This is a genomic window from Bacillus sp. FJAT-52991, assembly GCF_037201805.1.
Lineage (GTDB): Bacteria > Bacillota > Bacilli > Bacillales > Domibacillaceae > Bacillus_CE > Bacillus_CE kandeliae.
In genome coordinates this window covers 35,001-60,846 of sequence record NZ_CP147404.1, presented here as the reverse complement: position 1 = coordinate 60,846, position 25,846 = coordinate 35,001, and the positions used below count along the sequence as shown (strand labels likewise).

Annotated in this window: 29 protein-coding genes and 2 rRNA genes (1 of these 31 running past the window's edge); 1 reads left to right on the top strand and 30 read right to left on the bottom strand. The window is 39.4% G+C overall.

What is annotated here, in order from left to right:
• Positions 1-33: 33 nt before the first annotated feature.
• The 17 genes from mfd to metG all read right to left on the bottom strand — a co-directional run bounded on the left by mfd (position 34) and on the right by metG (position 16,871).
• Positions 34-3,549, bottom strand: a complete 3,516-nt coding sequence (gene mfd / locus WDJ61_RS00315; RefSeq protein WP_338752537.1) for a transcription-repair coupling factor — start codon at positions 3,547-3,549, stop codon at positions 34-36.
• Positions 3,550-3,666: 117 nt separating this feature from the next.
• On the bottom strand, positions 3,667-3,897 hold the full coding sequence (locus WDJ61_RS00310; RefSeq protein ID WP_338752535.1) for an anti-sigma-F factor Fin family protein: 231 nt from the start codon (positions 3,895-3,897) through the stop codon (positions 3,667-3,669).
• A gap of 73 nt (positions 3,898-3,970) precedes the next feature.
• Positions 3,971-4,531 carry an aminoacyl-tRNA hydrolase gene (pth, locus tag WDJ61_RS00305; protein ID WP_338752533.1) on the bottom strand — a complete coding sequence of 187 codons (561 nt, stop codon included), beginning with the start codon at positions 4,529-4,531 and terminating at the stop codon, positions 3,971-3,973.
• Positions 4,532-4,755: 224 nt separating this feature from the next.
• Positions 4,756-5,361 carry a 50S ribosomal protein L25/general stress protein Ctc gene (locus WDJ61_RS00300; protein WP_338752531.1) on the bottom strand — a complete coding sequence of 202 codons (606 nt, stop codon included), beginning with the start codon at positions 5,359-5,361 and terminating at the stop codon, positions 4,756-4,758.
• A gap of 153 nt (positions 5,362-5,514) precedes the next feature.
• Entirely contained in the window at positions 5,515-6,474 is a 960-nt protein-coding gene (locus tag WDJ61_RS00295; RefSeq protein WP_338752529.1) for a ribose-phosphate diphosphokinase, read from the bottom strand.
• A 14-nt stretch (positions 6,475-6,488) separates the two neighbouring features.
• Entirely contained in the window at positions 6,489-7,862 is a 1,374-nt protein-coding gene (gene glmU / locus WDJ61_RS00290; protein ID WP_338752527.1) for a bifunctional UDP-N-acetylglucosamine diphosphorylase/glucosamine-1-phosphate N-acetyltransferase GlmU, read from the bottom strand.
• 199 nt (positions 7,863-8,061) lie between these two features.
• Positions 8,062-8,355, bottom strand: coding sequence for a septation regulator SpoVG (spoVG, locus tag WDJ61_RS00285; protein ID WP_041101893.1), 294 nt, complete (start codon positions 8,353-8,355; stop codon positions 8,062-8,064).
• 131 nt (positions 8,356-8,486) lie between these two features.
• Positions 8,487-8,861 (bottom strand): RidA family protein, encoded by a 375-nt coding sequence (locus tag WDJ61_RS00280; RefSeq protein ID WP_338752517.1) that lies wholly within the window; start codon positions 8,859-8,861, stop codon positions 8,487-8,489.
• A gap of 12 nt (positions 8,862-8,873) precedes the next feature.
• Positions 8,874-9,707 carry a pur operon repressor gene (purR, locus tag WDJ61_RS00275; RefSeq protein WP_338752514.1) on the bottom strand — a complete coding sequence of 278 codons (834 nt, stop codon included), beginning with the start codon at positions 9,705-9,707 and terminating at the stop codon, positions 8,874-8,876.
• A gap of 67 nt (positions 9,708-9,774) precedes the next feature.
• Positions 9,775-10,635 (bottom strand): 4-(cytidine 5'-diphospho)-2-C-methyl-D-erythritol kinase, encoded by an 861-nt coding sequence (ispE, locus tag WDJ61_RS00270; protein ID WP_413789075.1) that lies wholly within the window; start codon positions 10,633-10,635, stop codon positions 9,775-9,777.
• Between the two features lie 189 nt (positions 10,636-10,824).
• A complete protein-coding gene (locus WDJ61_RS00265) occupies positions 10,825-11,001 on the bottom strand; it encodes a small, acid-soluble spore protein, alpha/beta type (protein WP_094835016.1) in 177 nt (58 codons plus the stop codon).
• Positions 11,002-11,124: 123 nt separating this feature from the next.
• Positions 11,125-11,379 carry a biofilm formation stimulator Veg gene (gene veg, locus WDJ61_RS00260; protein WP_094835017.1) on the bottom strand — a complete coding sequence of 85 codons (255 nt, stop codon included), beginning with the start codon at positions 11,377-11,379 and terminating at the stop codon, positions 11,125-11,127.
• Between the two features lie 183 nt (positions 11,380-11,562).
• Positions 11,563-12,441: a sporulation peptidase YabG gene (yabG, locus tag WDJ61_RS00255; protein WP_338752506.1), complete on the bottom strand. Its 879-nt coding sequence runs from the start codon at positions 12,439-12,441 to the stop codon at positions 11,563-11,565.
• Between the two features lie 171 nt (positions 12,442-12,612).
• A complete protein-coding gene (gene rsmA / locus WDJ61_RS00250; RefSeq protein WP_338752504.1) occupies positions 12,613-13,488 on the bottom strand; it encodes a 16S rRNA (adenine(1518)-N(6)/adenine(1519)-N(6))-dimethyltransferase RsmA in 876 nt (291 codons plus the stop codon).
• Entirely contained in the window at positions 13,485-14,042 is a 558-nt protein-coding gene (rnmV, locus tag WDJ61_RS00245; protein ID WP_338752502.1) for a ribonuclease M5, read from the bottom strand. Before rnmV ends, rsmA begins: the two co-directional genes overlap by 4 nt.
• A gap of 1 nt (position 14,043) precedes the next feature.
• Positions 14,044-14,823, bottom strand: coding sequence for a TatD family hydrolase (locus WDJ61_RS00240; protein ID WP_338752500.1), 780 nt, complete (start codon positions 14,821-14,823; stop codon positions 14,044-14,046).
• An 89-nt stretch (positions 14,824-14,912) separates the two neighbouring features.
• Positions 14,913-16,871: a methionine--tRNA ligase gene (gene metG, locus WDJ61_RS00235; protein WP_338752498.1), complete on the bottom strand. Its 1,959-nt coding sequence runs from the start codon at positions 16,869-16,871 to the stop codon at positions 14,913-14,915.
• 508 nt (positions 16,872-17,379) lie between these two features.
• Between metG and WDJ61_RS00230 the strand changes: the two genes are divergently transcribed.
• Positions 17,380-17,664, top strand: coding sequence for an AbrB/MazE/SpoVT family DNA-binding domain-containing protein (locus WDJ61_RS00230; RefSeq protein WP_338752496.1), 285 nt, complete (start codon positions 17,380-17,382; stop codon positions 17,662-17,664).
• 61 nt (positions 17,665-17,725) lie between these two features.
• Here the strand turns inward: WDJ61_RS00230 and rsmI are convergent, their stop codons facing one another.
• From rsmI to WDJ61_RS00165, 13 genes are all read right to left on the bottom strand, one after another.
• Positions 17,726-18,604 carry a 16S rRNA (cytidine(1402)-2'-O)-methyltransferase gene (rsmI, locus tag WDJ61_RS00225; RefSeq protein ID WP_338754634.1) on the bottom strand — a complete coding sequence of 293 codons (879 nt, stop codon included), beginning with the start codon at positions 18,602-18,604 and terminating at the stop codon, positions 17,726-17,728.
• Positions 18,604-18,873: a GIY-YIG nuclease family protein gene (locus WDJ61_RS00220; protein ID WP_338752494.1), complete on the bottom strand. Its 270-nt coding sequence runs from the start codon at positions 18,871-18,873 to the stop codon at positions 18,604-18,606. The genes rsmI and WDJ61_RS00220 overlap by 1 nt, the downstream gene beginning before the upstream one ends.
• On the bottom strand, positions 18,857-19,603 hold the full coding sequence (locus WDJ61_RS00215) for a tRNA1(Val) (adenine(37)-N6)-methyltransferase (protein ID WP_338752492.1): 747 nt from the start codon (positions 19,601-19,603) through the stop codon (positions 18,857-18,859). Before WDJ61_RS00215 ends, WDJ61_RS00220 begins: the two co-directional genes overlap by 17 nt.
• A 194-nt stretch (positions 19,604-19,797) precedes the next feature.
• The gene (gene yabA, locus WDJ61_RS00210) at positions 19,798-20,166 is read right to left on the bottom strand and encodes a DNA replication initiation control protein YabA (protein ID WP_338752490.1); all 369 of its coding nucleotides are present in this window, start codon (positions 20,164-20,166) and stop codon (positions 19,798-19,800) included.
• Positions 20,167-20,179: 13 nt separating this feature from the next.
• Positions 20,180-21,007, bottom strand: coding sequence for a stage 0 sporulation family protein (locus WDJ61_RS00205; protein ID WP_338752488.1), 828 nt, complete (start codon positions 21,005-21,007; stop codon positions 20,180-20,182).
• Complete coding sequence (gene holB, locus WDJ61_RS00200) at positions 21,000-22,001, bottom strand: DNA polymerase III subunit delta' (protein WP_338752486.1); 1,002 nt, start codon at positions 21,999-22,001, stop codon at positions 21,000-21,002. The genes WDJ61_RS00205 and holB overlap by 8 nt, the downstream gene beginning before the upstream one ends.
• Before the next feature lie 12 nt (positions 22,002-22,013).
• Positions 22,014-22,454, bottom strand: a complete 441-nt coding sequence (locus tag WDJ61_RS00195; RefSeq protein WP_338752484.1) for a YaaR family protein — start codon at positions 22,452-22,454, stop codon at positions 22,014-22,016.
• A gap of 15 nt (positions 22,455-22,469) precedes the next feature.
• The gene (locus WDJ61_RS00190; protein WP_094835030.1) at positions 22,470-22,799 is read right to left on the bottom strand and encodes a cyclic-di-AMP receptor; all 330 of its coding nucleotides are present in this window, start codon (positions 22,797-22,799) and stop codon (positions 22,470-22,472) included.
• A 91-nt stretch (positions 22,800-22,890) separates the two neighbouring features.
• A complete protein-coding gene (tmk, locus tag WDJ61_RS00185) occupies positions 22,891-23,532 on the bottom strand; it encodes a dTMP kinase (RefSeq protein ID WP_338752478.1) in 642 nt (213 codons plus the stop codon).
• Positions 23,533-23,583: 51 nt separating this feature from the next.
• A complete protein-coding gene (locus WDJ61_RS00180; protein WP_338752476.1) occupies positions 23,584-25,011 on the bottom strand; it encodes an aminotransferase class I/II-fold pyridoxal phosphate-dependent enzyme in 1,428 nt (475 codons plus the stop codon).
• Positions 25,012-25,061: 50 nt separating this feature from the next.
• On the bottom strand, positions 25,062-25,253 hold the full coding sequence (locus WDJ61_RS00175; RefSeq protein ID WP_338752474.1) for a sigma factor G inhibitor Gin: 192 nt from the start codon (positions 25,251-25,253) through the stop codon (positions 25,062-25,064).
• Positions 25,254-25,385: 132 nt separating this feature from the next.
• Positions 25,386-25,501: ribosomal RNA gene (rrf, locus tag WDJ61_RS00170) — 5S ribosomal RNA — on the bottom strand.
• 66 nt (positions 25,502-25,567) lie between these two features.
• A 23S ribosomal RNA gene (locus tag WDJ61_RS00165) occupies positions 25,568-25,846 on the bottom strand; it runs 2,654 nt beyond the window's last position.

Sequence of the window (25,846 nt, the reverse complement as noted above, 5' to 3'; positions counted from 1 at the left end):
CTTTCATCTAGGAAGTTCTATGCATTTTGATGATTATTTTCTAGCATGTTCAAGATTTTGAATGATATCATAGGCCATTGCAAACCATGCTTCAGCTGTTAATTGCTGAATATTAATCGTTATTTTCAATTGATTATTTTCCATTCCAAGCCCAACGGCACGACCGTGTTTATGACAGATTTCAAATACTTTAGAGCCATCGATATGCTGTGTACCAACATCACTCATCCAAATCGTGACCGCTTCTTTTTCTTGCTTAATTTTTTCAAGTTGAACAAAACTTGCATATATTTTCATTTCTGCCACTTTAAACAAATCATCCACTTCACGAGGATATTCACCGAAACGATCGATCATTTCTTCCTTCAATTCCTCTACTTCTTCTAATGAATCGATGCTACGGAAGCGCTTGTACATTTCAATTTTCTGTTGACTGTCTTTAATATAAATATCTGGAATATAGGCATCTATAGATATTTCCATTTCAAAAGGCGGAACCTTGTTATCTTGATCATTTCCTCGTTTTTGCTCTACTGCTTCTTTCAACATTTGAGAGTACAAATCAAAACCGACAGAATCTATGAACCCGTGTTGCTGAGCACCAAGTAAATTCCCTGCACCACGAATGGACAAATCGCGCATCGCAATTTTAAAGCCCGATCCTAGCTCGGTAAATTCCTTAATCGCCTCAAGTCGTTTTTCAGCTGTTTCCGAGAGCACTTTATCTTTGCGATACATAAAATAGGCATAAGCTACACGATTAGAGCGTCCAACACGCCCTCTAATTTGGTACAGCTGGGAAAGCCCCATCCGATCCGCATCGTGGACAATCAATGTATTCACATTTGGAATATCTACCCCAGTTTCGATAATCGTTGTAGTCACTAACACATCGGACTCACCTTCTAAAAAGCTTAAAATGACCGTTTCTAACTCTCGTTCCGTCATCTGTCCATGAGCATACGCTACTTTAGCATCTGGAACGAGCATGGAAATTTCTTCTGTTTTCCTTTCGATATCCTCTACTCGGTTATACAAATAAAAGACTTGTCCATCTCGCGCCAACTCTCGTTCAATCGCTTCTCTGATTAATGCAGGATTATTTTCAGCCACAAATGTTTGCACCGGAAAACGGTTTTTCGGCGGTGTTTCAATGACGGATAAATCACGGACACCTAGCATCGACATATGTAATGTTCGCGGAATCGGCGTCGCCGTTAACGTTAATACATCGACATTCGTTTTTAATTTTTTGATTTTTTCTTTATGTGTGACGCCAAAACGCTGCTCTTCGTCGACAATGAGTAAACCGAGATCATGATATTGCACATCTTTTGATAACAGTCGATGAGTACCAACGATAATATCAATTGTTCCACTCTTTAATCCTTTTAATGTCTCTGTTTGTTGCTTCTTTGATCGAAAGCGGCTTAATAAACCGACATTGATTGGAAAGTCACGGAAGCGTTCTAGCATCGTCTCATAATGTTGCTGAGCAAGAATAGTGGTCGGCACAAGAAAAGCAACCTGCTTCTCATCTGCTATCGCTTTAAAAGCGGCACGAATCGCCACCTCCGTTTTTCCATAGCCAACATCTCCACATAGTAAGCGATCCATTGGTCGTTCTTTTTGCATATCCTGTTTAATTTCTTGAATCGATCGAAGTTGATCTTCTGTCTCCTCATACGGAAAAGCGGTTTCAAATTCCCGCTGCATATCACCATCTGGAGAAAACGCATATCCTTTCGCCGCTTCTCTTTCCGCATACAGCTTAATTAAATCATCAGCAATGTCTTGAACGGAAGATTGTACTTTGCTTTTGACTCGTTTCCATTCGCTGCCGCCAAGCTTGTATACTTTCGGTTCTTTTCCTTCTGAACCGACATATTTCTGGACCAATTCGATTTGCTCAACCGGCACATATAATTGATCTGTCCCTTGATATTTAATATTTAAATAGTCTTTGTGAACACCCTTCATTTCTAGTGTTTCAATGCCTAAATATTTCCCGATCCCGTGATTAACATGAACGACATAATCACCAGGCTTTAGTTCAGAATAGCTTTTAATCCGTTCTGCATTGGAGAGCTTTTGACGGCTCTTATTTCGTTTCGTTTTCTTGTTAAATAGTTCCTGTTCTGTGATAACGGCTAATTTCTGCTCCGAAAATTCAAAGCCGGCTGTTAGTGATCCTAAACCAATTTGAATTGCTTGCTCCGTCACCATGCTTTTCTCAGGAGAGAGAAGTGCCTCAATCTCGTAATCTGCAAGAACACTTGCTATTTTCTTCATTCGTTCCTCGGTTTCACCTAGAAACACAACCGTCATTCCAAGCTTTTTCCATCGTTCTACTTCTGTATGAAGGACATTCATTTGCCCGTGGAAGTTTTGCATCGAACGGCTAGAGAATTTAATGACGTTCTCTGGGTTTGTTCCCGCCACTTTACGCATAAATAATGAAAGGTAAATAATTGGCTGCTTAATTTTTGCCATCACTTCAGCAAATGAGTAAGAAAGCTTCATATCGTGGGCAATCTTTCCTTCCTCAAGTAAAGACGTATACCACTCTGCTTCCTCTTGTTCTAGCGAGTCATTTAGCTCTTTAATACGGCTCACTTCATCGAAAAAAACGAGACCATCCTTTGGTAAATAGTCAACAAAGCTCATCGGCTCTTCGTACATAATCTCCATATACTTCGACAAGCTATCAATACTTTGTCCTTGCTTTAACTTCTCTATTTCCATGTTCATATTTTCTTTTAATAGCTTTTGAGTCGCCTCGTTTTTTACCTTCTTTAAAGACTCCTCTAATTCGTGTTCAAGCCGTTGAGCAAGCCTGACTAAATGAACAGGCTGATACGGTGTTTCCGTTACGGGACTGATCATAATAGATTGTTTATTTTCTAATGACCGTTGATTTTCAATGGAAAATGTACGAATAGAATCGACTTCCGTATCGAATAATTCAATACGCACAGGATCTTCTAATGTCAGTGGATAAATATCAATAATCCCGCCGCGCAAGCTAAATTCACCTGGAGCATAGACCATATCCGCTCTTTGATAACCCATATTCACTAAATCATTGATCATTTGATCTAAATCAATGTCTTGTCCAAGCGTCAGCTGTCTTTGTAGCCCCTCCCATTCATGCTTCGGCGGCAATAATTTACGAAGTCCAGAAATAGGAACGATATAAATTCCCTTTTTCTCTTTGACAATGTGATTTAACACTTCAATTCTTTGGGCGCGAAGTTCAGGGCTAGCTACACTAATTTCTGCAGCAATAAGCTCATTGGCGGCATACAAATACACCTCCTGCTCATGAGTGAATTGCAGAAGATCATCATATAGCTTTTGAGCTTGTAGCAAATTATAAGTAATCACCATAATTGGCTTGTCCGTCTTTTGATAAGCAGAAGCAATGAATAACGCTCTTGAAGAGCCCGTTAAACCTGCTGCTAGCTGCTCTTTTAATCCTTCCGATAACCCGCTAAATAACACTTGGACATCTTGATTTTGTAAAAATATATTTTGTAAACTATTCACACGCAGTTCCTCCCCTTTTAGCTGCCAATCCCTTCAATCTCTGTTACAAAGTACACTCTTTTTTACTGTTCCGACAATTTAAACAGAAAAATGCTTTGGATCGGCATCCAAAGCGGCTTACTGTATAAAATAATCATATTCGTGGAAGTCAGGATTCCTCTCAAGCGATTCCTGACAATCTTCACATATTATTTTAATCTTCATTGTTCCATCTTGATCGTATTGAATCATATCTGTTCTTTCGTGATCCGTCAGTGCGTGAATACCTAACCGTTTAGTAGAGATCACAGATTGATCAAGTGAACCGACTAAAGTATTGCAATGACGGCAAAAATAGTAAATAGCCATCTGTCTTCCTCCTCGCTGCCCGCTACACCAATGATTAGATTTAGTATAGGCACGACGGAAGACATTTATTCATTTACTGATTAAATTTGTTCATCACTTCAAGAAATGGCTGTTCAATCCATGCTTCTACTGCATCGGCACATATAGAAATGACACTCTTCATACTTTCCTGTTCTTCTGCAGTAAACCGTCCCAGTACATAATCAGGTACTTTCATTGGCGCTTTCGGACGATCAATCCCAATGCGAATTCGATTAAATTCTTGCGTACCGATGTGAGCAATCGTCGACTTGATGCCGTTATGGCCTCCAGCACTGCCTTTTTGACGGAGACGAATCTTACCTACAGGCAAATCCAAATCATCATAAATAACGAGTAAATCTTCTACATCAATATTATAATATCGCATCACTTCACCGATGCTTTCACCTGATAAATTCATATATGTAAGCGGCTTAAGAAGAATCGCTTTCTCCATTCCTTTGCGAACGACCGCATAAACACCTTTGTGCTTTGCTTCTGTTAATGGAGCTTGAAAACGTTCAGCTAATTCATCAATGACATCAAAGCCAATATTATGTCTTGTGCCTGTATATTTAGAGCCTGGATTCCCAAGGCCTACTATTAATTTCATCATCTACACCTCAAATTCCTTCTTAACTCTCCAATTGAAGCTATGTAATTTTAAGTATAACTCACAAATGATAGAAATTATACTTTTAAATTACTATGAAGACTTGTAGGCGACATGAGAAAAGAGGGCTGGCCTCACAAATGGCTAATATCTAAAAACGATAGATCGTTCTAGATATTGTCATGTTCGTGTGAACCAGACCCCTTAGGCATCTGCTAAATTTTTTACTCTTCAGTAGTTCCTGCTTGTTCCTCAGCAGTTTCTGTCTCTTCTGTTTCTCCTGAACGAGGAGCTAGAATAGACACAATCGTTTCATCATCTTCATGGTTTATTTCAAAAGAGCACTGGCTGCGAATATCTCCAACTGTCAACGTAGCGCCAATCCCTAATTGTGATACATTCACCGTAATATTTTCCGGAAATTCACTTACTTTCGCTGTTACCGATAATTCAAACAATGGCTGTTGAAGAACGCCACCTTCTTTTGCCCCAATCGCTTCCCCTTCAATATCAATTCTAACATTAGCCGTAATATCAGAAGATAAATCAACAGCTAAAAAGTCAGCATGAACGATATCATTCTTTAGCGGATCTTGATGATAGTCTTGCAAGATGACATTATATTTTTGACCTTCCATCTTTAAAGAGATAACTCCATTTCTCCCTACTTCTTTAATCGTCTTTAAAAACTCACTTTCATTGACATAAACAGATTCACTGTCTACTCCTTTGCCATATACAACTGCAGGAAAGTTACCTTCCTCGCGATTTTGCGTCAATCCAGATCGTTGAAAACTATTTCGTTTTTTTGCTTCAAGTACTGCACTCATTAGAGAAACTCACCTTTCTGTTTATAATTTCTATTTTTACTAACCATCTCTCTCTTATGTATTCCCGTTTCCATAAGCTTTAAACATAATAAGTATTTCTCTCTTGATCCAATAAAAAAAAGAGCCCAAAAATAGGCTCTTTTTTTATTGGTATTAATCAAATAGCGTGCTTACTGATTGTTCTTCATGAACGCGGATAATTGCTTCACCAATTAAAGAAGCAACAGATAATTCGACCACTTTATCTATCTTTTTCTCTTCTGGTAAGGCAATAGAGTTCGTTACAACAAGCTCTTTAATGTTAGAGTTTTGAATACGCTCAATCGCTGGTCCTGAAAGAACTGGATGTGTACAGCAAGCGTATACTTCCTTCGCTCCGTTTTCTACTAAAGCGCTAGCAGCTAGGGTGATTGTTCCCGCTGTATCAATGATATCATCGATTAGAATCGCAACTTTCCCATCAATATTACCGACAATATTCATTACTTCTGCTACATTTGGACGAGGACGACGCTTATCAATAATCGCAATCGGTGCTTTTAAGCGGTCAGCCATTTTTCTCGCACGAGTTACGCCACCGTGGTCAGGAGATACGATAACAATATCTTCATTGCTAATATTTTTTCCTTTAAAGTACTCAGCTAGAATCGGCACACCCATTAAGTGATCGATTGGAATATCAAAGAATCCTTGAATTTGTGGTGCATGTAAATCTAGAGTGATGACACGAGTCGCTCCTGCTGTTTCTAGTAAGTTAGCCACTAGTTTTGCCGTGATTGGTTCACGTGCACGAGCTTTGCGGTCTTGGCGTGCATATCCATAGTATGGAAGGACGATATTAATCGTTTTAGCCGATGCTCGTTTTAATGCATCGATCATAATCAATGTTTCCATCAAATTATCATTTACAGGGCCGCTTGTGGATTGAATGACATAAACGTCACAGCCACGAATACTTTCTTCAATATTGATTTGAATTTCTCCGTCGCTGAAGCGCTTAACAGAACATTTTCCTAACTCTACTCCAATAGAATCGGCAATTTCTTTCGCTAGAGCTGGATTAGAATTAAGAGCAAATAATTTTAAGTTTGGGTCTAAATACTGGTTATCCATAGTGGGCCTCCGCTTTATTCGTTTAGGTTTAGTTTTTGCACATAATTTTCTTTATTAACTTGACGCGCACGAGCAATCGATAAAGATTCCCCAGGAACATCATCTGTAATCGTTGAACCTGCCGCCACATAAGCGCCTTTTCCTACCGTCACAGGAGCGACAAGATTTGAGTTACATCCGATAAATACGCCATCTTCTATTTTCGTTAAAAATTTATTTTTTCCATCGTAGTTCACTGTAATCGAACCGCATCCGATATTGACATCGCTTCCTACCTCGGCATCACCAATGTAGCTTAAGTGAGAAGCTTTGCTACCTTTACCAAATACAGATTTTTTAATTTCCACAAAGTTTCCTACCTTGACTTCATCATGAATATGTGAGGCCGGACGAATATGCGCAAATGGACCAATAGCTACATCACAACCAATTTCACTGTCTGATGCGACCGATTGACGAATCGTTGTATGGTCGCCGATACGGCAGTTTTTGATTTCACTATTTGGACCGATTTGACAGTCATCACCAATCACCGTGTGACCTGAAAGAACGGTTCCTGGATGAATCACTGTGTCTGATCCGATTGTTACATCAGGACCGATATACGTATTTTCAGGGCTGATCAAAGTTACTCCGTTACGCATATGTTTAATATTAATACGCTCACGCATAATTTTCTCCGCCTGACTTAATGCGACTCGATCATTCACGCCAAGAGTTTCATCGAAATCTTGCGTCTGATAAGCGGTTACCTTTTCACCAGCATCCTTTAAAATCTCAATGACATCTGGTAAATAATATTCGCCTTGAGCATTATCATTTGACACTTTCTTTAATGTTTCAAATAAAGCTCGGTTATCGAAGCAATACGTACCTGTGTTAATTTCTTTCACTTGTCGTTCATCAGAAGACGCGTCTTTATGTTCAACAATTCGCTCCACTGTTCCCTCTTGACTTCGGATAATTCTTCCATAGCCATCTGGATGTTCTGTATAGCCTGTCAAAATTGTTGCTTTCGCTTTTTGCTCTTGATGATATTTCACAAGCGCTTCCATTGTTTCCGATTTAATCAATGGAGTATCCCCACATACGACAAGAGTACAACCATCTTCTTTTGCAAGAATGTCTTCGGCTTGCCTAACAGCATGAGCGGTGCCAAGTTGCTCTGCTTGTAAAGCAAATTCACTTTTGTCGCCAAGATAGCCTTTCACTTCTTCTGCTCCATGGCCTACAATTGTGACAATCTTTTGTGTATGTAAGTTTGAAATTTGATCTATTACATGTTCTACCATCGGCTTACCACAAACTGGATGCAACACTTTATAAAGCTTCGACTTCATTCGTGTACCTTTACCTGCGGCAAGAATGACAGCATAAATATTCGTCATTTGGGGTCCCCCTATAACCTTTTTGTCCATATTGAATATATCTTAAAAAGGCCTTCATTTCAAGATACTGAAACAGTGACATTTTTTTGTCGTCGTTAAAATAAAGGCTTTGTTAAACAATGATATTGAACTGCACTTTAATATTGCCGAAATAAAAAAAGAGCCGTACCTTAGAAGTCGGCTCTTGTTGCGCTATGTTTTAGGAAGCTCCTGCTTCTTCTAATTCTACTTCTTCCAATTCCCCTAATCGGTGATACTCCGCTAAAACAGCATCTTGGATTTTACCGCGTGTGTTGGAGTTGATTGGATGAGCAATGTCACGAAATTCGCCATCTGGCGTACGTTTACTTGGCATTGCGACAAATAATCCGTTGTTGCCATCAATCACACGAATATCATGAATAACAAATTCATTATCTAATGTAATTGAAGCGATCGCTCTCATTCGACCATCCGTGTTTACACGTCTTAATCTCACATCAGTTACTTCCACTCTGTTTCACCACCCTTTCCCCCTATATAAAAAGCTTAAACTAGTAATTCAATAATTTTTTTAATATTCCTTCTTTTTTCAGAGAAAAGTTTGAAAAATTTTTGTTATTTCCCAAAAAAATACACTCGTGATTATTTCACGAGTGCAATAACTTCGATTTCAACCTTTGCATCTTTTGGTAATCTAGCAACTTCCACACAAGATCGTGCTGGCTTATGCTCAGCAAAATATTGGCTATATACCTCATTAACAGTAGCAAAGTCCTCCATATCGGCTAAAAAGACAGTAGCTTTAATCACTGTTTGTAAAGAAGCACCAGCTTCTGCTAATACCGCTTTTAAATTAGCAAACACTTGGTGAGTTTGAGTAGCGACATCTCCCTCTACCATCTGGCCTTCAGCCGTTAACGGAATTTGTCCAGAGCTAAAAAATAAATTATTCACTAATACCCCTTGTGAATATGGCCCAATTGCGGCAGGTGCTTTTTCAGTCGATACAGTTCTCATCCTAATCTCCCCTTATGAAAAATCAATATTTCTTGAAAAATAATTGCCTTCAACTACTGAAATAGCTTGTTCTTTTATATTAACATCCTGCAATTTAACAAGCGAGATATAATCCTCAACAAGTCGTTCCTCATCATGCTCAGCTTCCACTAACACGGCAATCCCTGCTACAGTTGCGTTAAATTCCTTAAGTAAACTCATCATGCCATTAATGGTGCCGCCAGCTTTCATAAAATCATCTACAAGAAGCACTTTCGCTCCCTCTTTCAAGCTGCGTTTCGCTAAGACCATCGTTTGAATTCTCTTTGTCGACCCTGAGACGTAATTGATGCTTACAGTAGGGCCTTCTGTTACTTTACTATCTCTTCTCACGACAACAACCGGAACATTTAGATGAGAAGCAATAGCATGAGCAATAGGAATTCCTTTCGTTGCTACAGTCATGATCGCATCGATTTCCATCCCCGCATAAGCGGATGCCAACAGCTTTCCTACTTTATGAATCACTTGGGGATGACCAAGCAAATCCATCATATATAAATAGCCTCCAGGAAGCAGACGCTCTGGCTTTTCTATTTGTTCGCAAATGCGAGCAATAAACTCTCGGGCCTCCGCCTTACTTACCTTAGAGTAATATTTTACGCCACCTGCTGCGCCAGGAATCGTTTGTAGCGTGCCGATCCCACGCTGTTCAAATGTTTCTTTAACAATAGCTAGATCTTCACTAATCGATGATTTAGCTGAACCATAACGTTCAGCAAAAAACGTTAACGAAACAAGCTGCTGCGGATGTTCCAATAAATAATGCGTCATATCAATTAAACGTTCACTTCGACGGAATTTCATGTTTACTTCTGCCCTCCTAAGGAGTAAAACCGAATATTTAATATTAAATATATCTTAATATACGGCTTTAATCAACAGGATTTCCGTCACCTAACAATCTCACAGCATATACTTGGTCGCAAAAACCTCTTAAGCCATTATACACTCGGTGCATTCTTGAATCATGCTGAATCAGTCCAAATACAGTCGGACCGCTACCGCTCATTAATACAGCATCAGCACCAAAGCGCTCCATTTGTTCTTTAATAAGGGCAACTTCTGGATACAGCTTTAAGGTAACAGACTCTAACACATTCCCTACATTCGTGCAGACGCTTGCGTAATCTTGTGTATGAATAGCCTCTAGCATCGCTTTTGTATCTGGGCGTTTCAATCCCTCTAATTTTAAATTCTTATAAACTTCAGCCGTTGATACACCAATAGTTGGTTTAGCGAGTACCACCCAACAATTAGGCGGAGCAGGCAAGTGTTGAATTTTCTCTCCTCTGCCTTTGGCTAAGGCCGTTCCCCCATATACGCAAAAAGAGACATCAGAACCGATTTCCGCTCCAATCTCAGCTAATTCATCTAAGCTCAGTCCAAGATTCCATAATTGATTTAACCCTTTAAGCGTAGCAGCGGCATCACTGCTTCCTCCTGCAAGTCCAGCCGCTACAGGAATCACTTTTTCAATTCCAATAGCTACACCGGAACGAACGTTAAAGCGGTCTTTCAAAAGCTGAGCTGCCTGATAAGCAAGGTTTCGACTATCATCAGGAACAAAACGGTTATGAGAGATAATGCGAATTTTATCTCCTGATAAAGGTTCCAACTCTATCCGATCAGCTAAATCGACAGTTGTCATAATCATTTCTACTTCATGATACCCGTCGTCTCGTTTATATAATACGTCGAGTGTTAAATTAATTTTCGCTGGTGCTTTCATCATTATCTTCACTATGGGCCACCTACTTTTGTGCACATTACAGTTTGTCTTATTTTATCATAAAGTCCATATAGATTTTTGGATTATGGTATTTTAACATTTCTTTTTTACTATGAAAAGCTGTCATATAAAAAAGAGAACCGGAAAATTCCGGTTCTCGGGCGGCTTTTATTTTAGAAGTGGTGAAAAGCGTCAGCGTTTGTTAGCAAGCTGGTTTTCTGCTAGTTCAATCGCACGTTTAACCATGTTTCCAGCATCTCGAGTGGTAATTCCTCCCCAGCCTTCTCGTTGAACCGTATCATAAAACCCTAACTCTTTCGCAAGCTCTTCTTTCAATTGGTCAGACATGACACCTCGTCTTCTACCCATTGTTCTCCTCCTTTTACCGCCTGTTTATAGCTTCTCCGGCCTCTAACAGAAAATAAGCGGGAAAGGATGGAAAGAGTAAATAGACAAAAATAAAAAGCAGTAAACAAAATGTCCACTGCCAACTTAAACTGCACTTCCTGCTGCATCTTCAAATGTTAATTCTACTGTCTCTGTAAGTATATCTGCGTAGCTATAAGAAACTCTTTCGAACGCATTTTCCGCTTGGTCTAATTCAACAACAAAAACTGCCTGATAGGTTTCAGCTAATACACCGGAACGCTCAATCGTTTTTCGGCGCCCTCCATTTGCTTTTAGCAACAGTCTTTTGCCCAGATTAGAATCAAGAGATTTTTTAATGTCGGCTAATGTTTTTGGCATCCGCTTCCACCTCACTAGTTGAATTATAACACATATAAAGATTCAAGTCAAACAAATAAATAATTTTATCAACCAACACCCCTTCTTGTCAACGTTTTTTGTTTTACAAAACTCTGCTTTTTTCACCATATATTTAGCCTACCCAACTTTCATCTATTCATGACAAATAAATTCGGTTCTGCATTATTCTTCATTTGCCTGATGAAAAGGCATCCCTAACCGTAGTAGCCCTCTCGTTTCAATTCCACCAAGCCCTTTATCTCCAGTTAATGTGTTTCGTAACACCTCTCGAACATTAATCATTTCATTAAAAGGTGTAAAGCCAATTTTGGCAGAGATGTATACAGGGTCTAGCGCATGGATATTCACACGAAAGGGCGAACTGGCAAAATTAGCCCCTGCTCTGATCATGGATTCGAAATGAGATTGACAAGCTCCAGCAAAAATCACAAGCTGATCAAGATGCGGAACTTTCTTTCGAGCGATTCTGACAGTTTGCACAAAGTATTTCGAGTGCCGATACGCCTCGAGGTCTGATTTCTTCCCTTTTACTTTGGAATAAGAATCATGTCCTGTAATGACTAATATATCCGGTCGATATTGATCCATTAAATCAGACACTTTTTCTGGCATTTCCCTCTCCAAACAATGAACACCGTACACAGGGAGTCCGATCGTTTCATAAGCGACCAAACATTTCTTTAAATAATTAGAATCTCCATCTAAGTGCAACACTCTTCCGGGTATTTGAAACACATCATTTTCTTCACGATAGCAGCTGGTCGCCCTGTACTCCTGTCGTTCTTTAATTAACTCTAATTCTTGTCGAAATAAATGTAATGATTGCTCTTCTAACCGCTTCGTATCATCCCTTATTCGCTCGCGCTCGTCAGAATCCACCTCCATTAAATCAGATAACGGGGCATCTGCAATCAATCGATAATCCTCACCAAACAAAATGGCTTGCTTTCCTTTGTTCGTTTCTTGAATTGCTGTCACTCTAAATAAAATATCATTTCCATATGATGGACGGCTGACAATAGAATTGATTTGAATCGTCACATTAATCATCCCCGTTGCTTTTTTACTCTTCCTCCTATCCTATGCAACAATAGGCATATTGGCTCTTAAAGATTAAAAACAAAGGGGGTCTGACGCTTATAAGCAATATCTAGAGTTTAGATATCCTTATAAGCGCCAGACCCCTCGTGAGATGATCTTTAGCGTGTTGTTTTATTGAAAGATGGGATATAGTTGATTGGACAAACGAGCAAATTCAGCAAGCGACAACGATTCTCCCCGTCGAGAAGGGTCGATATCCGCTTGTTGTAACGCTTGAATAATTTGCTCTTTATGCATCTTTCCTTGTGGTAATTGATTGGTTAAATTATTTAAAATCGTCTTTCGGCGTTGAGCGAATGAAGCACGTGTAACGGTAAAGAAGAAGGCTTCATTATCCACTTCTACTGCAGGTTTCTCTCTTTTGATGAGCTTGATCACAGCAGAGTCGACATTGGGCTGTGGCATAAACACGGTTTTAGGCACAATAAACGCAGTTTCAGCCTCCATGTAATATTGAATAGCAATCGACAAAGATCCGTATGCTTTTGTACCCGGACGAGCGGATATACGATCAGCTACCTCTTTTTGAAGCATGACGACCATGCCTTTAATCGGCAGTTTTTCTTCAAGCAGCTTCATAATAATCGGTGTGGTCACATAATACGGCAAATTCGCTACAACCATGACATCCTGCAAATCGCTAAATTCGCTTTGAAAAATGTTGACAACGTCTGCTTTTAACACATCTTCATGAACAATTTTCACATTATCATATGGAGAAAGTGTATCTTCCAAAATCGGCAGTAGCCGCTGATCAATTTCAAAGGCCACTACTTTTTTTGATTTTCTCGCCAAATGTTCCGTTAAAGCGCCAATTCCTGGGCCAATTTCAATCGCTCCAGTTTCTTTCGTTAATTCAGCCGTTTCCGTAATTCGATGTAAAATATTTGGGTCTATTAAAAAATTTTGTCCTAAGCTTTTTTTGAAAGAAAACCCATATTTCTGTAGAATTTCTTTCGTACGCGTAGGAGTCGCAATGTCTTTCATTCATTTTCCTCCTGTAGCACATCTGTTAATGCTTTGGCAAATTGCGCTTTCGTAATTTGAAACATTAACAAACGCTTGTGCAACTGTTTGCCGTTAGTATAGCCAATTCGCAGCTTTTCGCCAAGCTTTTCTCTTCTTTCTTTCGCCTGTGCTCCACCAACCAATCCAGCATCTACTAAATCCTCTTTCGTAATTTGTTCTGCTGCTTCTCGCTCCATTAATTGTGCGTCCTTTAATGCTTCACGAATCGCTTCTATAGATGCATGCTCCACGCCAACACCTTTGCCTCGTTTATGCAATGCTTGATGTTTCGGTAAAAAAGCATGCTTGCAGTTCGGCACATGTTCGGAAATAAACTTTCTAATTTTCTCCCCCGGAAAATCAGGGTCAGTAAAAATAATCACGCCTCTAGATTCCTGTGCCAGCTTGATCTTTTCAATGGTAGCCATGTTCACAGCCGAGCCATTTGTTTCAATTGTATCCGCATCAACCGCTCGTTTGATCGTTACTGTATCATCCTTGCCTTCTACGACAATAATTTCTTTGATTTTCATTTCATTTCTCCTGTGGTTCGATGTGAAACAATTTTAACGCATTTTCATTTGTTGCCTTCGCTACTTCTTCATAGGAAAGTCCTTTTAATTCGGCAATTTGTTCAGCCACTAATTTGACAAAGGCAGGTTCATTTCGTTTGCCACGATAAGGATGGGGAGCTAAGTATGGGCAATCGGTTTCAATTAACAGTTTATCAAGCGGAATATCTGCCGCGACTTCTTTTGGCTTTTTCGCATTTTTGAATGTCACTGGCCCACCGAGGGAAATATAAAAATTCATTTCCACACATTCCTTAGCTGTTTCGACGCTGCCGGTAAAGCAATGCATAATTCCACCCACTTCATCGGCACCTGCTTCTTTTAAAATAGCGACAGTATCTTCTGTCGCCTCTCGATTATGAATAATAATCGGTAGCTTTACCTTTTTTGCTAGGCGAATTTGCTGACGAAACACTTCCTTTTGCACGTCTTTGGGTGATTTATCCCAATGATAGTCTAATCCCATTTCTCCAAGGGCAACCACTTTCGGACGTTTCGCCAGTTCTTCTAACCAGCTAAGATCGTCTGCTGTCATATCAATTGCATCTACTGGGTGCCAGCCGACACTGGCATATAAAAAATCATGTTGTTCGACAAGTTCCATCGCTTTTTCAATCGTTGGGCGATCAAAACCGACAACAATCATATTCGTTACACCAGCTTCTTTCGCGCGATGAATTACCTCATCTACGTCTTCATTATATTGCTCTGCATTTAAATGTACATGCGTGTCAAAAAGCATTCTAGTCATCCTTTCTGAAAAGAAAAACATAGAAGTTCTCGTCGAATTTTTGTTCCACGTGAAACATTCTATGCTTTCAAAAAACAAAATTATTTAATCCGAGCACCGTTTGGTAAAAATGGATCGATACTTGCTAAAGATAAGACGCCATCTTTCTTACCAGCTAAAATCATCCCTTGAGAAAGCTCACCACGAAGCTTCACTGGTTTTAAGTTCGCAACCACGATCACTTTACGTCCAACTAACTCTTCTGGTTTATAAAACTCCGCAATTCCTGAAACGACTTGTCGTTTTTCAAAACCTAGATCCAATTGAAGCTTTAATAATTTATCTGCTTTTTTCACTGGTTCTGCTGCGAGTACCGTCGCTGCACGCAAATCAACATTCATAAAGTCATCAATTGTAATTTCATCCGCAAGCTCAACATAAGGTTCTTCTTCTTTCTTTTCTTCCTTCGCTGGAGTTCCTTGCATCTTCTCTTTAATAAAGTTCGTTTCCTCTTCTAAATCAAGGCGTGGGAAAATTGGTTGACCTTTTTTGACAACAGTTGTCCCCTCAGGAATCATACCAAATTGAGCTAAGCTCTCCCATGCAGTTAATTCTGCTTCTACAATCGAAAGCTGTTCAAAAATCTTTTTCGGTGTTTGTGTCAAGAATGGCTGTAATAAAACAGCGACTCGTCTTAAAGATTCCGCTAAATGAACCATGACGTGACCTAGTTTTTCTGTTTCTCCTTCTTTCGCTAACACCCATGGCTGCGTTTCGTCGATATATTTATTTGTTCGACTAATCAGTTGCCAAACAGCTGATAAAGCAACAGAGAATTCCATGTTCTCCATCGCCTCTTCGTATTTTTCTACCGTTTCTTTGTTTGTTTGTAATAGCTGTTGATCAAATTCACCTTCTGATCCTTTATACGCTGGAATAATGCCATCGAAGTATTTATTGATCATCGCCACTGTACGGTTTAATAAATTGCCTAAGTCATTGGCTAAATCGAAATTGATGCGTTCCACAAAGCCCTCTGGCGTAAATACGCCATCTGAACCGAATGGCACTTCACGTAGCAAGTAATAACGAAGGGCATCTAAGCCGTAGCGATCGATTAATGTGACGGGATCTACAACGTTCCCCTTCGATTTCGACATTTTTCCATCCTTCATTAATAACCAGCCATGAGCGAACACTTTTTTCGGCAATGGTAAGTCCAGTGCCATTAACATAATCGGCCAGTAAATCGTATGGAAACGGACAATTTCTTTCCCTACAAGATGAACATTGGCTGGCCAATATTTTTGATATTTCTCTTTATCATCTGTTCCATAACCAAGAGCCGTAATATAGTTCGATAAGGCATCAATCCATACGTAAATAACATGCTCTGGGTCTCCAGGTACTTTAATTCCCCAATCAAACGTCGTCCGTGAGACAGCCAAATCTTCTAAACCAGGCTTAATAAAATTATTGATCATTTCGTTTTTACGAGACTCCGGCTGAATAAATTCAGGATTCTCTTCATAAAACTTCAATAATCGATCCGCATATTTACTCATTTTAAAGAAATATGATTTTTCTTTTACTTTCTCAACTGATCGACCACAATCTGGACAATTGCCATTTTCAAGCTGTCTTTCAGTAAAGAAAGATTCACATGGCGTACAATACCAGCCTTCATATTCATCCAAATAAATATCGCCTTGGTCTAGTAGCTGCTTGAAAATCTTTTCGACAATTTTCTTATGCCGCTCTTCCGTCGTACGAATGAAATCATCATAGGAAATATCTAACTTTTTCCATAACTCTTGAACACCTTCGACAATATGATCCACATATTGCTGTGGGGTTACATTTGTTTCTTCCGCTTTGCGTTGAATTTTCTGGCCGTGCTCATCTGTTCCTGTTAAGTACATCACATCAAAACCACGCAGTCGTTTATAGCGAGCCATTGCATCACCAGCAACCGTCGTATAAGCATGACCGATATGAAGATTACCACTTGGATAATAAATAGGCGTTGTAATATAAAATGTATTAGACTGATCCTTCACTTCCTAAACCTCCTATAGACATATAGATATTTATATAGAAAAGCCCTCACCAGCGGTCGAGAGCTTCCATTTACGCACTGCCATATGGGCATTTACTATTGATTTTTACTAACATTTTACCTCTTTGATGAAATGAATATACATAGTTGGTAAAGAACCCACTCTCTTCATTTTCTCTTATTCAAGAGTAATTGTAAATATTTAATCTATTATTCTCTATTTAATTTCCCAAAAATGAAACAATCATCAAATTTTGTCGACAAAAATTACATTTTCATTACTTTTTCGACAAAATCTTTAAAATTTTTCATCCTTCCCTTCAAATTCCTTATGTATCAAGGGTTTAACAACATTACATTTAATAGAAAAATTACATTTTCTTGTTGACGATCATGGGAAAGGTTGGTATGATATATTCATAAATAAAAAAAATGTCGAATTATGACGACTATAAAGCAAATAGCTAGTTTATAAAAACTTACATTTTGAGGGGAGAAGTGATTTTATTATGAAATCAACAGGTATTGTTCGGAAGGTTGACGAGTTAGGACGCGTAGTTATTCCAATTGAACTTCGTCGTACATTAGGAATTGCTGAGAAAGATGCATTAGAAATTTATGTAGATGATGAGAAAATCATCTTAAAGAAATATAAGCCAAGCATGACTTGCCAAATCACTGGTGAAGTTTCTGACGACAACATAAAACTTGCTGGTGGAAAATTAATTCTTAGCCGCGAAGGTGCAGAGCAATTAATGCAAGAAATCGCTGCTTCATTTGAAACTGCAAAATAATTGATTCATTATAAAAAACGAGCCTTTAGTAGGCTCGTTTCTTTTATTATAAATGAGATCTTCACAATTCGACATGATACGACTGATACACTTCCCTTTTTGGTAAGTCGCGATCTTTTGCCGTTTGTTTAATCGCTTCCTTAGAGGACAAGGATTGTTCATTTATGTAATGGTCCACATGTTCAATTATTGATAAATTCATCCACCACTGTTCACTTTCTTCTTCCTCAACCTCTACATTGCCTTCAATAATTAAACAAAACTCTCCTAAAATATTTTCTTCTTTTGACCAGTGAATCGCGTCTGCAATCGTCCCACGCAAAAACTCTTCAAACTTCTTTGTCAGCTCTCGGCATAAAACAATTTTGCGATGTTCACCGAGCACTTCTGCCATTGCTTGAAGCGTATCTTTCAGTCGGTGAGGCGATTCATAAAGAATAAAAGTATCACGGCTCTTATTCAACTGAGTTAGCTGAGCTTTCTTTTCTTTTTTATTTCGACTTAAAAAGCCATAAAAGTAAAAAGGCTGCGGTGCTAGCCCAGAAGCAACCAATGCGGTTAACGCAGCGTTCGCTCCAGGAAGCGGAACGACTGTGATGTCTTTTTCAATCGCGGCGACAACAAGTTCAAAGCCCGGATCAGAAATAGAAGGCATCCCGGCATCACTCACAAGAGCCACTTTCTCTCCTTTGAGAATTCTTTCTAATAGTGCTTTTCCACTTACTTCTTTATTATGCTCATGATAGCTCGTAATGGGTGTGGAGATCTCAAAATAATGACAAAGCTTCTTCGTATTTCTTGTATCTTCCGCTGCGATTACAGCTGCTTCTTTCATGATTCGAATGGCACGGAAGGTCATATCCTCTAAATTCCCAATAGGAGTAGGTACTAAATAAAGCACCCCTTCTTCCTCGTTTGCAAAGCTTCTTTGTTTATTAATCATTTCCATATTCCCCCCTTTTGTAAATAGTCCATTTTCTTCTTTCTCGTTAATTGTTTAAAAGCATACTCCGCTCGCATCGCTTCGGTAACAGTAGGATAAGTTTCAAAATGAATTAGACGTACTGGTCCTCTTCCGCGTGTATATTTCGCTCCTTTGCCGGCATTGTGCGTGTTGACACGCTTTTCTACATTCGTTGTATAGCCACCATAGAAAGAACCATCCCGACACTCAAGCACATAAAAATAATGATTATTGCTCTCTTCCATATAACATCTCTCTAACTTCTTCCGTATATTCTCCTTGTTGATCGTACACATACAAAGGAGACAATATTTTGATATCTGGTGCACCATCTTTTATGCCTTCAATCAACACTGTATTCGCTTCTTTCCCTTGGTTTGAATATACAAAACGAAGCCGCTTTGGTTCAAGACGATACTTTCGCATTAATGTCACTAAGTCAAGCAGCCTTCCAGGTCGATGAACAAAGGCAGCTTTTCCACCTTGCTTTAATAGCTGACTGCTTGAACGAATGCAGTCCTCAAGCGTACAGCATATTTCATGACGAGCAATAGCCAAATGCTCATTCGGATTGATGATCTCACGGGATGACGATAGAAAATAAGGAGGATTACAGGTAACAAGATTATGTTTTTCACGGCCTAACGTACTTGGAGCATCTTTTAAATCACCATGTACCATTGTAATCTGTTCCTGCAATTGATTATACTCTACGTTCCGAATGGCCATATCATACAGTCGTTCTTGTATTTCTACTCCCGTAATTGGCATCTTCGTCTGAGCACTCATGAGTAAAGGAATCACACCATTGCCTGAACATAAATCAATGATTGATCCTCTCTTTAATGGAATTGAAGCAAATCTAGCAAGAAGTACCGCATCTAATGAAAAGGCAAATACAGTTGGACTTTGAATAATTCTCAACTTCTCTGCCAACAAATAATCCAGCCTTTCATCACCTTTCAATGTGACCATTCTTTCTTTCCTCCATTATGCTAATAATATTAAAGTGTAGTGTTGATTTTTGACTCATTTGAAAGAAGCGAAAATCATCAAAATCAACATTATTATTTAACAAAGCCTAAAAATAAAGGCTGCCCCTGACAGGCCTTCTCTTCTCATGTTTGGAAGTTTTGGCACTGGCCTTTTGGACAGCCTCAATACATACATTATTTTTTATTTAAAAACGATAAACAAAACAAGCAATCTTCGTCTTTACGCGGACTACCAAAATGAACATTGCAAATATGAAACCCTTCTTGATAAAGCCTAGCGAGATTATCATAACCTTCTCCAATATCCATCAACTTTGAAGGACTTGTGTTGTTATTCTCTCCATTTTTTTCTTGAGCGGCTTGACTTCGAGAAAATTCTAGCTCTGCTAACCTACGTCGCAAGTTTTCATTTTCGAGCTTTAATGAGTTGTTCTCTTCTAGTATTTCTGCCAAACTCTTTTTCAAATCACCGAGCCGTTTATACAATTGGCCAATTTGTAGTTCCATATCGCTGACTGAATCGAAGAACTCTTTTTTATCCACTCATTCCACCCCATTACTCTGTGGCTTGTGCTGAAATGGCGCCTTCTGTCGTAATTTCTTCCATCGTAAATTCAAGCACCCGCTCTTGTTCGAATACTTCTACTTGAAGAACTCGTTCTAAAATATTTAACCCCACTACTTTCCCAAAGCCATGAGGGGTATTTACTTTTTCACCGACATCTGGAAGGATTTCTTTCGCCGCTTCATATTCATCATTCTCATATTTCAAGCAACACATGAGTCTGCCACATAAGCCTGAAATTTTTGTGGGGTTTAATGATAAATTTTGATCTTTCGCCATTTTAATGGAGACTGGTTCAAAATCACCCAAAAATGTTGAACAACAAAGCATTCTACCACACGGCCCGATTCCTCCGAGCATTTTCGCTTCGTCGCGAACACCAATTTGGCGAAGCTCAATTCTCGTCCGAAAAATAGCAGCTAAATCTTTCACTAACTCTCGAAAATCCACTCGTCCATCAGCTGTGAAATAAAAAATCACTTTATTGCGATCAAATGTATATTCTACATCTACAAGCTTCATATCCAGCTTATGTTCGATAATTTTTCCGCAACATACTTCAAAAGCTTCTTGCGCCGCTAATTTATTTTCCTCCACTATGAGGCGATCTTTCTGATCAGCGATACGAATTACTTTCTTTAAAGGAAGAACAATATCCTCTTCCTCCACTTTTTTCATTCCGACAACCACTTGTCCATGTTCGACGCCTCTAACTGTTTCAACGATCACATGGTCGTCTTTTTCAATCTTTAGCTCGACTGGATCAAAATAATATATTTTTCCCGCTTTCTTAAAGCGGACTCCGACTACATCATACAAAGGATGCTCCCCCCTGTAAATTCAACACAAGCTGCTCCATCAACAATTGTGGATTCATATTGGCATCAAGCTTGCGCTTCGCTTCTAAAATGGCTGTCATTTGCTCTGTCACTCTTTTGGCAGAAGATTGTAGAGCGCTTTGTTTAAGTAAAGCAAGCTGATCCGGGAAAGCAAGACCCGTTTCTTTTCCTGTCTGCAACGACAACAAATCTTTGAAAAGCAGCAGCAGCAGATCAAGCGCTTGATTAACTTGTTGTTTATCTTTAAAATGCCCGTTAAAGTCCTCTTGTAATTTCACCATTGCTTCTAGTGGATTTTTTTGAAGGACTTCGTATAATTTTAACACTATTGTACGTGACTGTGCAAACCACTCTTCACGACTTAATTCGAGTGCTTCTTGAAAGTTATTGGTTAGCTTAGCCACTAATGAGGCCATAGGCATAGAAACCCCTTCTTCTTTCAGCCTATTTTGAAGAAGTTCTGGTGGTAAGGGTTTAAAAACAAGAAGCTGACAACGAGAAATAATTGTTGGCAACATGCGTTGAACTTGCTCAGTCAATAATAAAGCGACGGTATCAGAGTTTGGTTCCTCTAGAAACTTTAATAAACTATTGGCTGCACTAGCTGTCATTCGATCGGCATGTTGAATGATATAAATCTTTCTCTGTGCTTCTACAGCTGTTTTACTAAACTCCTGCTGTAAAAAAGTAATTTGCTGCTTTTTGATTGATAAGCCGTCTGGTTCAACATAATGAACATCAGGGTGATTCCCGCTTTCCACCCGACGACAGTTGCTGCATGCCTCACAAGCCATCGTTCCTTGTTCTTCACAAAGCAAACTTTTCGCAAAAAACAGGGCCGCATTTTTCTTCCCTGTTCCTTGATCACCTTCAAAAATGTAAGCATGAGCCACTCGCTTTTTTTCTAGGCTATTTGTTAACATTCTGAGCACAACCGGCTGTAATTCATTTAATTCTTTCCATACCTCAGACATGTACATCCCTGCCTACGTGTATAAATTAATAATTAATCCTTTAATTTCTCCTATTTGTCCAAGCAGATCGACCGACTTCTTTTCCTTATTCATAACATCTTCTGTTAACTCAATTAATTTCTCATCGATCGTCTCTACTAACTTTAATTTCCGTCCTTCTCCAAACTGATTCCATGTGTGAGAGTTTTTCAAGTTCATGCCAAAGTCAACTGTTTCTCGAATAAATCGACGAACAAGCGTTTTATACTTCGCTAAATCTTGGAATGTCCGGGAACGAGCTAGTCGCTCTCCCGCCCCTTCAATATCCGTTAATAGCCGCTGAATTTGATCGGTTTTCAATTGTTCCCCATGCTGTTGAACCATTGTCGAAAATTTAGATTGTCCGTTTGAACTAATCTTTTGGTCGTTTCGCGGCTTGTCAATATTAAAATGTATGTCTTTTTCAATCTTCATATGAGCTATCCCCTATTAAAATTGATGGAATTGTTCTACTGGTAAGACAAATACTGTGGCCCCACCTACAGGTACTTCGATAGGATAAGGGACATAAGAATCCGCGTTTCCACCCATCGGTGACACAGGTGCTACCATTTGGTCTCTTGATTGACAATTTTCTTTAATGATTTCTAAAGCTTTATCAAGGCGAATGTCATCCGTTCCAATAATAAACGTTGTATTCCCCGCTTTTAAAAAACCGCCGGTCGAAGCAAGCTTCGTTGCTCTAAAATTATGATCAATTAAGGCTTGTGATAAGCGATGACTATCTTGGTCCTGCACAACCGCTAAGATTAATTTCATAATTCCCCCTCCTCTTTCCAATTCTCCTTCTTTCATTATACCAAGAAACTGAAACAACCGCAGAGAAGAAAAGAAATTTAGATGATCTTAATTATTGCTCGGTCGCTCTAATTCGCTCCAAAATATAAGTCATACTTTGATGGAACACTTCTTCGACAGACGCTTCTGCATTTACTTTAACGATTCGATCCGGAAACCTTTCACTTAAAAGCAAATATGCTTCTCTCACCTTTTCGTGAAAGTGAATCGATTCTAAATCAAGTCGATTGACTTCCCTTTCTACATGAGCATTAATTCTTGCTAACCCTACTTCTGGACGGACATCAAACAATAATGTTAAATCTGGCATCACATCGTCTACAGCAAAGCGATTGATTTCAAATACTTCTTCTATCCCCAGCCCCCTCGCATACCCTTGATAAGCAAGAGAGCTATCAATAAAACGATCACAAAGGACGATGTCTCCTCTTAATAGTGCAGGCATTACTTTCTCTACAAGATGCTGCCTTCTTGCTGCCGCATACAAAAGTGCCTCTGTTCGTCCATCCATCTCCGTATTTTCCTTATTTAAAATCACCTCACGAATTTGTTCAGAAATGGAGATGCCACCTGGTTCGCGTGTTCCTGTTACGCGAAACCCTTCCTCTTCAAGCTGCTGAATTAGCCTTTGCATCATACTCGACTTTCCAGCCCCTTCAGGTCCCTCTACTGTAATAAATAACCCTTTCCTCATCCTTTAACCTCCGAAACATGAACTAACTTTATGAATAAGCTAAAAATATCTTTAAACTTGAGATGTTCGATATACCGCAATCTGTCTTTCATTTAATTGCTGGCCTCCTTGAATATGTACCTGCTGTTCAAGCAATTGAGTCAAAGCAGCTATTTGCTCTACTGCTATTCGCTCTCCAGTGATTAATAAAGGAATACCTGGTGGATAAGGAATCACGGTCTCCGCTGCAATTTCACCAACTGCTTCAGCTAAAGGTATCCACATTCTAGGAAGCTTTTCTTGTTCCTTATAAGAAATCATTAACATAGACGTCTTTTTTACAGGAGATCTATAATCTACAACCTCAGAAACAGATTGTTTTTCGTGTAAAATGAGTCCATCGATTTTCCACTTAGCTAGCTCGATGTAATCACTGCTTCCTGCTTTCAACAAAGGGAACGTACATAATACTTGTGAAGCATCTGAGAGCTCTGAATAAATCCCTGCTGATTCTAGATGATTTTGCAACTCATATCCCGTGTATCCTTGTTTTCGCAGCAACAATTTCAAAGGATCATCCGGTAGCAAAATCTCCAGTCCTTTCCCTTGCAATCTCTCAGCCAAAATAGCTTTCACTTCTAGCGTAAAAGCCACATCCTCATGCGAGAACCCTTTTAAGAACGCTCTTGCTACATCTAAAGAAGCCATAATAGGATATGATGGACTGCTAGATTGCAACGCCTGTAAATAAAACTCAAGCTTCTCTAATGGTACTCTAGACGAATTCACATGCAAAAAAGATCCCATTGTCATCGCCGGCAACATTTTATGAGCCGAATGCACAACAAGATCCGCTCCCCACTGTAATGAACTATTAGGAAATGGCTCTCCTAAAACAAAATGTGGCCCATGAGCTTCATCGACTAACACGAAAGAGCCATTTTTCTGTGCAACCTTTATCACCTGCTCAATCGCTGTAGCCATCCCATAATAATTGGGATACGTTAAAACGATCGCCTTCACTGAATCATATTCCTTATATGCTTGCTCAACCGTATCTAAACTGACACCGCTTGCCACTTTGAACGAAGCATCATATTCAGGTTCTAAAAATACAGGTGTCACTTTGGCAAGCTTACATGCATTTAAAACAGATTTATGGCAATTACGCTGGACAAAAATGAGGTCACCCTCTTCACATATAGATAAAATCATGGCCAAATTCCCCACCGTACTGCCATTCACTAAAAAATAACTTTTCCTCGTTTGATACAAATCTATTAATAATCGTTGAGCCTCTTGAATACATCCTTCTGGAGAATGAAAATCATCCAATCCTGAGATTTCAGTTTGATCATAAGCTAAAAGCTTCTGAAAATCTCCAGCATGGCCATCCATCCATACTTGCCCACCTTTATGTCCAGGAACATGAAAAGACAGCGGTTTCTGATCGATATGTCGCTGCAGAGCTTCAATAAGCGGAATACGTCCTTGAGTCACTATAGATCCTGTCCTTTTCTATACTTTTCTACTAGCCTACCATAGAATTCTCACGAAAAAACAGAGGGGATTCTAATTTTCCTCATTTTCTTTACAAAATGAACATAAGCTTCTTCTTCGGGTTCTGTTTGAAGCACCTTTTTTTCGCATTCCTTACATATGAAAGCTTGATAAATATAAATACCTTCCTGCTTATTTTGTTCACATACCATACAAATATGCTGTTCCATCGTTTTTTTCATCTTCCCCACCTCCTACTTGGTAGTATCTCCACTTTCTCTTAAAATATGCGAATCTATTTTTATGGTTTTCTAAAGCCACTCTCTCATTTTTCACACAAAAAAAGAACAGCCTAAGCTGTTCTTTTTGTTAGTGCCTGGCAACGTCCTACTCTCACAGGGGGAAACCCCCAACTACCATCGGCGCTGAAGAGCTTAACTTCCGTGTTCGGTATGGGAACGGGTGTGACCTCTTCGCTATCGCCACCAGACTATGAAGTTTGAAAGAATTGTTCTTTCAAAACTGGATAATAAGTATTGTAACCGTACAAATCGCCTAGGAAAAGTCCTCGATCGATTAGTATTCGTCAGCTCCACGTGTCGCCACGCTTCCACCTCGAACCTATCTACCTGATCATCTTTCAGGGATCTTACTAGCTTGCGCTATGGGAAATCTCATCTTGAGGGGGGCTTCATGCTTAGATGCTTTCAGCACTTATCCCGTCCGCACATAGCTACCCAGCGATGCCTTTGGCAAGACAACTGGTACACCAGCGGTGCGTCCATCCCGGTCCTCTCGTACTAAGGACAGCTCCTCTCAAATTTCCTGCGCCCGC